Source organism: Streptomyces sp. NRRL B-24572 (genome assembly GCF_002156145.1).
Lineage (GTDB): Bacteria > Actinomycetota > Actinomycetes > Streptomycetales > Streptomycetaceae > Streptomyces > Streptomyces vietnamensis.
Window position 1 is genome coordinate 1 of sequence record NZ_MWIG01000638.1, and the last position, 9220, is coordinate 9220.

General features: G+C 73.0%; 11 protein-coding genes. 2 read left to right on the forward strand and 9 right to left on the reverse strand.

The genetic code is table 11. The annotated features are described in order from the left end of the window. From CCN56_RS32295 to CCN56_RS32335, 8 genes are all read right to left on the reverse strand, one after another. Positions 1-218, reverse strand: a 218-nt coding sequence (locus CCN56_RS32295; RefSeq protein WP_143664690.1) for a hypothetical protein, incomplete at its 3' end; no start/stop codon positions are given. 332 nt (positions 219-550) lie between these two features. Continuing rightward, on the reverse strand, positions 551-1663 hold the full coding sequence (locus CCN56_RS32305) for an ATP-binding protein (RefSeq protein WP_373412927.1): 1113 nt from the start codon (positions 1661-1663) through the stop codon (positions 551-553). Beyond that, positions 1660-2397, reverse strand: a complete 738-nt coding sequence (locus tag CCN56_RS32310) for a response regulator transcription factor (protein WP_086831438.1) — start codon at positions 2395-2397, stop codon at positions 1660-1662. Before CCN56_RS32310 ends, CCN56_RS32305 begins: the two co-directional genes overlap by 4 nt. 71 nt (positions 2398-2468) lie before the next feature. Beyond that, positions 2469-3140, reverse strand: coding sequence for a hypothetical protein (locus CCN56_RS32315; RefSeq protein ID WP_086831445.1), 672 nt, complete (start codon positions 3138-3140; stop codon positions 2469-2471). A gap of 107 nt (positions 3141-3247) precedes the next feature. Further along, positions 3248-3496, reverse strand: a complete 249-nt coding sequence (locus tag CCN56_RS32320; protein WP_086831439.1) for a hypothetical protein — start codon at positions 3494-3496, stop codon at positions 3248-3250. After that, positions 3493-3723: a hypothetical protein gene (locus CCN56_RS43575; RefSeq protein ID WP_086831440.1), complete on the reverse strand. Its 231-nt coding sequence runs from the start codon at positions 3721-3723 to the stop codon at positions 3493-3495. Before CCN56_RS43575 ends, CCN56_RS32320 begins: the two co-directional genes overlap by 4 nt. A 41-nt stretch (positions 3724-3764) precedes the next feature. Further along, positions 3765-4298, reverse strand: coding sequence for a hypothetical protein (locus CCN56_RS32330; protein ID WP_086831441.1), 534 nt, complete (start codon positions 4296-4298; stop codon positions 3765-3767). A 68-nt stretch (positions 4299-4366) separates the two neighbouring features. After that, positions 4367-5014 (reverse strand): GNAT family N-acetyltransferase, encoded by a 648-nt coding sequence (locus CCN56_RS32335; RefSeq protein WP_086831442.1) that lies wholly within the window; start codon positions 5012-5014, stop codon positions 4367-4369. Between the two features lie 131 nt (positions 5015-5145). Here CCN56_RS32335 and lon point away from each other — a divergent pair, with 131 nt between their 5' ends. Both lon and CCN56_RS32345 read left to right on the forward strand, forming a co-directional pair. Then, a complete protein-coding gene (gene lon, locus CCN56_RS32340) occupies positions 5146-7557 on the forward strand; it encodes an endopeptidase La (RefSeq protein WP_086831443.1) in 2412 nt (803 codons plus the stop codon). A 100-nt stretch (positions 7558-7657) separates the two neighbouring features. Beyond that, entirely contained in the window at positions 7658-8251 is a 594-nt protein-coding gene (locus CCN56_RS32345) for a DUF4240 domain-containing protein (protein WP_256962300.1), read from the forward strand. 111 nt (positions 8252-8362) lie between these two features. Here the strand turns inward: CCN56_RS32345 and CCN56_RS32350 are convergent. After that, a partial coding sequence (locus CCN56_RS32350; RefSeq protein ID WP_306300651.1) for a lytic polysaccharide monooxygenase occupies positions 8363-9220 on the reverse strand: 858 nt, incomplete at its 5' end.

A 9220-nucleotide genomic window follows, 5' to 3' on the forward strand; every position in this document is an offset into this window, starting at 1 on the left:
GTGGTGGGAGCCGGGGCGGCCGGGGTCTCCGACGCTCCGGGCTTGTAGTCGGCGAAGAAGTCCCACCAGGCACGATCGACCGAATTCGGGTCCTGGAGGTACTGCTGGTAGATCTCGTCGACGAGCCACTCATTGGCACCGAAGGCGGCTGCGGGGCTCACGCCCTGCCCGTCTTGGTCGGCCGGGGAGCTCGGGGTACTGGGGGACTGAGACGACACGGCGGCAACCGCCCTCTTCCGCTTCGCAAGGTGATGGACAGCGGAAATAAAGGCTACGCCTGTCCGGCCGAGAGGTGCAGGCCAGGCAGTCCAACGTTGCGCAAGTCACACTTGACAGCGCGTTTCGACCCCATGAATGGCGGGAAACAAGCGTGGTTCCACATGTGTGAGGGTACGGAAAAGCGCGAGCACGGCCCTGTTCGGCCGCACCCCTGATCGCGTCCCGCTCACGTGGAGGCAGGTCTCGCTCACGTAGGCGCAGGTCTCGTTCACGTAGACACATGTCCTGCTCACGTACACGCAGAACGTGTGCTTCCGGTTCGAACCCTACGTCAATCTCTCGGGGGAAGGCTGCCCGGAAGAGTGACTCTGATGCGGCAGCCACGTGACGATTCGGCCACTCCGATCCCGCCGCCGTGCAGATCCACCGCCCAGCGGGCGATCGCGAGCCCGAGCCCCGTGCCGCCGTCGCTGCCGGGGCCCGGCCGGTCCGGGGCCGAGCCCCGGTTGAACCGCTCGAAGACCTTGTGCCGCTCCGACTCGGGGATGCCGGGACCCTCGTCCTCGACCTCCAGCTCCAGCGAGTCCGGATACGGGCCGCGCCGGGCCCGGACCGTGACCCGGCCGTGCGGCGGGGAGTGCTTCACCGCGTTGTCGATCAGGTTCGCCATCACCTGGTGCAGCCGCTCCGCGTCCGCGTGCGCGACCAGCTCGGGCGGCGACACGTCCAGATGCAGGTGCACGTCCGTACGGCGGTGAAGGCCCGAGGTGGACGACAGGCCGCGCTGGGACGCCGCCAGGTTCGCCTCCCGCAGCACCCCCGACAGATACGGCCAGACCTCGAAACGGCCCGCCCTGAGCGCGACGACACCGTTGTCGAGCCGTGACAGGTCGAGCAGCGTCTCCACCAGCCGGCCGAGCCGCTCCGTCTGCTTCAGCGCCGAGCGCATGGTCTCCGGATCGGCCTCGGACACCCCGTCCACCACGTTCTCCAGGACGGCCCGGAGCGCGGCGATCGGCGTGCGCAGCTCGTGCGAGACATTGGCCACCAGCTCCTTGCGGTGCCGGTCGACGGCCTCCAGGTCGTCCGCCATGCGGTTGATCGTCAGGGCCAGGTCGCCCAGCTCGTCCCGCCGGTCCGCGCCCCGCACCCGGCGGCTGAAGTCCCCGCGCGAGATCGACCCGGCCACCGTGTTCATCTCGTCCAGCGGCGCCGTCAGGGACTGCGCCACGAACTGGGTGATCAGCAGGGTCGCGATCATCGCGAAGATCGTGATGTACCGGAACTCCGTGGAGGTGCGGATCGCCACCAGGGCCAGGCCGGAGGTCAGCAGGACCGCCCCGACGACCAGCGCGCCCAGCTTGGTCTTGATCGAGATCACGATCCGGCGGGGCCGGTGCGATTCCTGTCCCACGTGCGGCCTCCCGGGCCCCGGCCGGTTCACGGCGCCGGGGTCTCCAGCGCGTATCCGACGCCGTGGACCGTACGGATCCGCTCGGCCCCGATCTTCCGGCGCAGCGCCTTGATGTGGCTGTCCACGGTCCGGGTGCCCGAGGCGTCCGCCCAGTCCCACACCTCGGCGAGCAGCTGCTCGCGGGAGAGGACCGCGCGGGGGGTGCTCGCCAGGCAGACGAGCAGGTCGAACTCGGTCGGCGTCAGGTGCACGTCCTCCGCGCGGACCCGGACCCGGCGCTGCGCGTGGTCGATCTCCAGCTCACCCAGGCGCAGGATCCCGCTGCGCGGGGTGACGGCCGCGAGCGCGGCCCGCTCCACCCGGCGCAGCAGCACGTGCACCCGGGCGGCCAGCTCGCGCATCGAGAACGGCTTCGTCATGTAGTCGTCCGCGCCGACGCCGAGCCCGACCAGCATGTCGGTCTCGTCGTCGCGGGCGGTCAGCATGAGGACCGGGACGGGGCGCTGGGCCTGGACCCTGCGGCACACCTCCAGGCCGTCGAAGCCGGGCAGCATCACGTCCAGGACCATCAGGTCGGGCTGCCAGGCCTCGGCCGCTTCGACGGCCGCGGGGCCGTCGGTCGCGGTCTGGACGAGGAAGCCCTCGGCGCGCAGCCGCGCGGAGATGGCCTCCACGATCGTGGCGTCGTCCTCGACCACCAGGACGCGCCGCTGGGCCCCCGGAGTGGCCGCCGCACCGTGGTGAGTGGTGTGTGTCTGCTCCATTGCCCCGCCTCGCGTCGCCGATGTCGGTGCAGCAGCCTAGAGGTACCGGCGGCGTCCAGGCTATCCAGGAGCTACCCGGGACGGACGGCGAGGTGGACCACGTCGGGGACGCCCCGGGCAACGGGGATCTCTTCCGTCCGTACCCCGCTGAATCCGGCATTCCGCAACGACTCTTCGAAATCGGCGGACGGCTGCGCGGACCACACGGCGAGGATCCCGCCGGGCCTCAACCGGGCCGCGCAGGACGCCAATCCCTCAGCTGAGTACAGGGATTCGTTGTCCTCGGTGACCGTCCAGTCGGGGCCGTTGTCGATGTCCAGACAGAGGGCGTCGTAGGTGTCCGTGGTGGTACGGAGGTGGGTCACCAGGTCCGTGTGCAGGATCACGGTCCGCGGATCGGCGAGCGCGGCCCCGGAGATCGCGGCGAGGGGCCCCTGGCGATGCCAGTCGATGATCGCCTCCTCACGCTCCGCGACCACGATCCGGCCCCAGCGGGGGTCGGCGGCGGCGTGGGCGAGGGAGAAACCGACGCCGAGGCCGCCGATGAGGACGGACGCGCCGGGACGGGACCCCTCGGGGAGGGCGGCCAGGGCCGCGTCGACCAGGAGCCGCTCGGAGCGCCCGTCGGAGGTGTCCATCAGGAAGGTGCCGTTGGCGATGATCTCGTAGTGCTCGGCACGACGGCGGAGGACAACTTCTCCGTACGGCCCTTCGCGGCGGTCGAGGGTGACGGGGCTGGTCATGATCACTCCGTGGCTCGTGTGCGTACGGTTCGTCCCGGCCATCCTCGCGGGGCGGCGACGGCCGGGACAAACACTTAACGAGGCGTACGCGCGCGGGGCTTCGCGCGTCAGGACCCGGCGGTCGTACGGCGCGCGCCCCGCCACGCGTACAGCGCCGCACCGGACGCGAAGGCGACCGCCGCCACCGTCCACGCCCCGCCCTGCGGGCCCGGCTGCATCGCCCACGCCCACCAGGCCCAGGGTGTCGCGTACGGCGGCGGGCGCCCCGAACCCTCGGCGTGACCCGGCACCGCGAGGGCGAGGGCGAGGCCGCCGGGCAGGGCGCGGGAGCGGGCGTACGGGCGCAGCGGGCTCACGGGATCGGCACCTCGTCCGGGTGACGAGGGCTCGCCGCCGGGTGGCGGGCCGGGTGGTCCCGCCGGGTGGCGGGGGACTTGGCGCGGAGCCGGTCGATGTACGGCCGCGTGCCCGCGACGTCGGGCCCGAAGCCGCCCGGAGCGGGGGCCGGCCACCGGAGGGCCGCCGCGTCGTCGCCCTCGTCGCCCCCGGAGGGGCCTCCCCCTGCGGGGCGCGACAGTCTCACGCCCTCTCTGTCGCCGGGCGGCCGTCCCCCGGTTCACGCGCTCAGGGGTTCGTCGGCGGGCCGCCCTCCGGGAGGGCGGCGAAGACGCGCTGGAGGGCGGGCGGACGTGCGCCGTCGTCCGCGACGACCAGGCGGTGGCGGTAGGTCACGTAGTACTGGAAGCCGTCGGGGATCGGGCTGCCCGTCGGGCGCTCCGGGACGAGGGCGAACGCGGGGTCCTCCAGGGCCGCCCGCAGCTCGGCGGCCTCGGCGGGGGTCTGCTTGCCGGTCCGGGGCGGCTTGGTGCCGGAGCGGCTGGTCCAGCTGCCGTCGTAGTGGACGACGAGCCGGTTGCGGACGCCGGCGAGGCCGCCGTTGACGACCACCTCGACGAGGACCTCGCCCGGCTGGGGGTTCGACGCGGGCGTGCCGGACTCCGTCGTGGGGCTCGGCAGGGCCGGTGCGCTCGTGCTCGACGGCGATCCGCCGGGCGCGGTCGGCACGCCGGGGCCGCAGCCGCTCAGGCCGCCCACCAGGGCCCCCGCGAGCAGCAGGGTCCCGCACCACGTCCACGTCGTCCGTACGCCTCGCACCATGGGTCGAGCATGCACGGTCCGGGGCCCCGTGCGCAGCCGGACGGCCGGGATTCCACCCGGCGGAGACCTCAGTCGCCTCCGGGGCCCGTGCGGACGATTCCGGTGAGCGGTCCCCGGTGGATCCAGCCCAGCGAGTCGTACAGCGCGAAGCCGTCCGTGGTCGCGGCGAGGACTCCGGTCACGGCGCCCGCCTGGGCGGCGGCGGCCTCCAGGGTGCGCATGACGTTCGCGCCGAGGCCCCGGCGCCGGTGCGCGGGGTCGGTCTCGATCTGGTCGGCGACCGCGGTGGAGCCGGTCGGCGCGATCTGGCCGCGTGCGGCGAGGGTGCCGTCGGGGGCGAGGATCCGGACCCGGACGACGCCGTCCTCGACCTCGGTGGTCCGGGCGTATCCCTCGGGCGGCGCGGGGCGGGCGCCGGGGTCCAGCGGCTTGACCATCATGAAGCCCGGGTCGTCGGGGATCGTCCAGCCCCCGGTGATCCACGGCGCCACCTCCTCGGGGCCCGCCATCACCTTGAGCCAGCTGTACGGCGTGGTCAGGCGGGTGCAGAGCGCGCCGACGGAGGCCGCGTTGGGGGCGGGCAGGACGTGCCGCACGACGTGCCGGGGCAGGCCGACGTCGATCCGGTGGCCCCAGGGCTCGGCGACGGCGGCCGGGGTGCCCCGGGAGACGGTCCAGCCCGCCACCCAGGCCGAGGTAATGGCTGCAATATCCATGCAGGCATTACATCGGCTCCATGCGGGCGCGTGCGGGGGTGATCGCTCAGAGCGAACGAACGTCCGGGAACATCCCCGAGCTCACAAGCATTGAGTGCGTATAGCTCAACTTGACTGCCGAAGGGGAGATCATGGCTTCTGAGTCCATGGCGTCTGTGCCGCTCACTCTGCCTGTGCTGCCGCTCGACGACGAGGTCGTGCTGCCCGGAATGGTGGTGCCGCTGGACCTGTCCGACAACGACGTACGGGCCGCCGTCGAGGCCGCCCAGGCCGCCGCCCGCACCGGAGCGGGCAAGCCCCGTGTGCTGCTCGTGCCGCGGGTCGACGGAACCTACGCCGGCACCGGCGTCCTGGGCATCGTCGAGCAGGTCGGGCGCCTGTCCGACGGCGACCCCGGCGCGCTCATCCGCGGCCTCGGCCGCGTCCGCATCGGCGCCGGCACCACCGGCCCCGGCGCCGCCCTGTGGGTCGAGGGCAGCACCGTCGAGGAGACCCTGCCCGACCCGCTGCCCGGCTCCGTGACCGAACTGGTCAAGGAGTACAAGGCGCTGGCCACCAGCTGGCTCAAGAAGCGCGGTGCCTGGCAGGTCGTCGACCGCGTCCAGCAGATCGACGGCGTCGGCGCCCTCGCCGACAACTCCGGTTACTCGCCCTTCCTCAGCGTCGCGCAGAAGGTCGAACTCCTGGAGACCGCCGACCCGGTCGCCCGCCTCAAGCTCGCCACCGCCCAGCTCCGCGAGCACCTCGCCGAGCAGGACGTCGCCGAGACCATCGCCAAGGACGTCCAGGAGGGCGTCGACAAGCAGCAGCGCGAGTTCCTGCTCCGCCGCCAGCTCGAAGCCGTCCGCAAGGAGCTCCGCGACCTCAACGGCGAGACCGAGGGCGACGAGTCCGACGACTACCGCGCCCGCGTGGAGGCCGCCGACCTGCCCGGGAAGGTGCGGGAGGCCGCCCTCAAGGAGGTCGAGAAGCTGGAGCGGGCGAGCGACCAGTCGCCCGAGGGCTCCTGGATCCGGACCTGGCTCGACACCGTCCTCGAACTGCCGTGGAACGAGCGGACCGAGGACGCGTACGACATCCTGGGCGCCAAGGCGATCCTGGACGCCGAGCACGCGGGCCTGGAGGACGTGAAGGAGCGCATCACCGAGTACCTGGCCGTGCGCAAGCGGCGCGCCGAGCGCGGCCTCGGCGTCGTGGGCGGCCGCCGTGGCGGAGCCGTCCTCGCCCTCGTCGGCCCCCCGGGCGTCGGGAAGACGTCGATCGCCGAATCGGTGGCGCACGCCATGGGCCGGAAGTTCGTCCGGGTCGCCCTCGGCGGCGTACGCGACGAGGCGGAGATCCGCGGCCACCGGCGGACGTACGTCGGCGCCCTGCCCGGCCGGATCGTCCGCGCGATCAAGGAGGCCGGGTCCATGAACCCGGTGGTCCTGCTCGACGAGATCGACAAGGTCGGCTCCGACTACCGCGGCGACCCCGCGGCGGCGCTCCTCGAAGTCCTCGACCCCGCGCAGAACCACACCTTCCGCGACCACTACCTGGAGGTCGAACTCGACCTCTCCGACGTCGTCTTCCTGGCCACGGCCAACGTCCTCGAAGCCATCCCCGAGGCGCTCCTCGACCGCATGGAGCTGGTGCGCCTCGACGGCTACACGGAGGACGAGAAGGTCGTCATCGCCCGCGACCACCTGCTCCCGCGCCAGCTGGAGCGGGCCGGTCTGGAGGCCGGCGAGGTCGTCCTGGAGGAGTCCGCGCTGCGGAAGCTGGCCGGCGAGTACACCCGGGAGGCGGGCGTCCGCAACCTGGAGCGCTCGATCGCCCGGCTGCTGCGGAAGGTCGCGGCCCAGCACGAACTGGGCGACCGCGAGCTGCCGTTCACCGTCGGCCCCGAGGACCTGCGGCAGCTCATCGGACGGCCGCACCACGTCCCGGAGTCGGCCCAGGACCCGGCGGAGCGGCGGACGGCCGTGCCCGGTGTCGCCACCGGCCTCGCCGTGACCGGCGCGGGCGGTGACGTCCTCTTCGTGGAGGCCTCCCTCGCCGACCCGGAGACGGGAGCCGCCGGGCTGACCCTCACCGGTCAGCTGGGCGACGTGATGAAGGAGTCGGCGCAGATCGCGCTCTCCTTCCTCCGCTCGCACGGCGCGGAGCTGGAGCTGCCCGTCACCGGCCTCAAGGACCGGGGCGTGCACATCCACTTCCCGGCGGGCGCGGTCCCCAAGGACGGGCCGAGCGCGGGCGTCACGATGACGACCGCCCTCGCCTCCCTGCTGAGCGGCCGGCTCGTCCGTACGGACGTGGCCATGACCGGCGAGGTCTCCCTCACCGGCCGGGTGCTGCCGATCGGCGGCGTGAAGCAGAAGCTCCTCGCCGCGCACCGGGCGGGGATCACGACGGTCGTGATCCCCAAGCGGAACGAGCCCGACCTGGACGACGTCCCGGCCGAGATCCTGGAGAAGCTGGAGGTCCACCCGGTGACGGACGTCCGCCAGGTCCTGGAGATCGCCCTCGCCCCGGCGGTGGTGCCGGTGGACGTGGCCGCGTAACTCCCCACGTACCGGAGCGGGGTGCCGATCCCGGCACCCCGCTCCGGCGCGTCCGGAACTCGTTACCCGGATGTCAGACGGGGCTGGCATGCTCGTACGCATGAACGACGACGCCTTCTGGGCTCTCATCGACGAGTTGAGCCGCCGGCCCGGTGACCGGGACGAACGCCTCGAGTGGCTGCGGACGGAGCTGATACGGCGTCCGGCGGCCGAGAGCGTGGAGTTCCAGGTGCGTCTGGAGAGGGCGACCGAGATCGCCGACACGCGCGCGCTGTGGACGGCGGCGAACCGCATCGAGGGCGGCGACTGCACGGACGACGGCTTCCACTACTTCACGCTCTGGCTGGTCGGTCAGGGGCGGAAGGTGTACGAGTCGGTCCTCGCCGACCCGGACGCGCTGGCCGACGTCCCCGAGGTGCGCGCGCTCGTGGGCCGGCACCACGACGACTGGGACGACGACGAGTGGCCCGAGTGGGAGGAGCTCGACTACGTCGCGCAGGACGCGTGGGACGAGCTGACGGGCCAGGAGGGCGACGACGGCGAGGAGTTCCTCGACGCCGTCGAGGAGGCGGAGGACGCCGCGGAGGCGGCGGGGGAGTGGGAAGAGGACGCGAGGCCCCGGGGCTCTCGTCCGGAGGGGTCGGCGATACCCCGGCTCACCGCCCTCTTCCCGCCCGGCGCCTCCGGCTCCTAGGAAGGGTTTCCGGGAGAGTTCCCGGGAATCCTCCTGGGAACCCTCCCGGAAGGCCTCTCCCGGAAGGCCTCTCCCGGAAGGTCCCTCCCGGGAAGCCCTCCCAGGAGGTTCCTAGGAGGCGGAGGAGTTGCGGCGGCGGCCCAGGAGCAGGCTGCCCGCCGCGAAGACGGCGAGGGCGCCCGCGCCCGTGAGGGCCGCCGGGAGCGGCGAGGAGGGGGCCTCGGCGGTCTCGGCGGAGAGGGCGGGGGGCTGCTCGTCGCCGCCGTGGCCCGCGTGGCTCACGGTGGAGAGCGAGGCGCCCGCCGCGATCTTCGACTCCGTCGGGGCCTGGGCGGTCCGGGTCTGCGTCGCGGAAGTCGTGGCCGTACCGCCGAACACGACGTCCGAGCAGCTGTAGAAGGCCTCGGGGCTGTCGTTGCGCTGCCAGATCTTGTAGACGATGTGGCGGCCGGTGCGGGCCGGGAAGGTGCCCGTGAAGTTGTAGTAGCCGTCGGTCGCGGTGCGGGCGGTGTCGTAGACGGCGACGGGCGTCGGGTCCAGGTCCGACCACTTCAGGGGCTGGGTCGGGTCGAAGCCGGCCTTGGTGATGTAGACGGTCATGGTGCCCGAGTGCGGGGCCGTCACGCGGAACTTGAAGTCGAAGGAGCCGGCGGCGACGGTCGTCGACGGCCAGTCGGTGCGCGCCCAGTCCAGGGCCCGGTACTTCTCGCGGTTGGCCGAGCAGAGCTTGCCGTCCGGGATGAGCGCCTGGTGCTGCCCGGCGGCGTTGGCGATGTTGACCTCGTTCCAGTCGTACAGCGGCTGGGTGCCGGAGTCGGCGACGAGGTCCTTGCAGACCTGCGACTTGGGCGTCTCGGGGCCCTCGGCGTAGCAGGCCGCCACCCGGCTGACGGGGTTGAAGACGGCTCCGTGGGCGCTCGCGGTGGCGGGGGCGAGGCCGACCAGGGCGGCCGCGGCGGACAGGGCGGC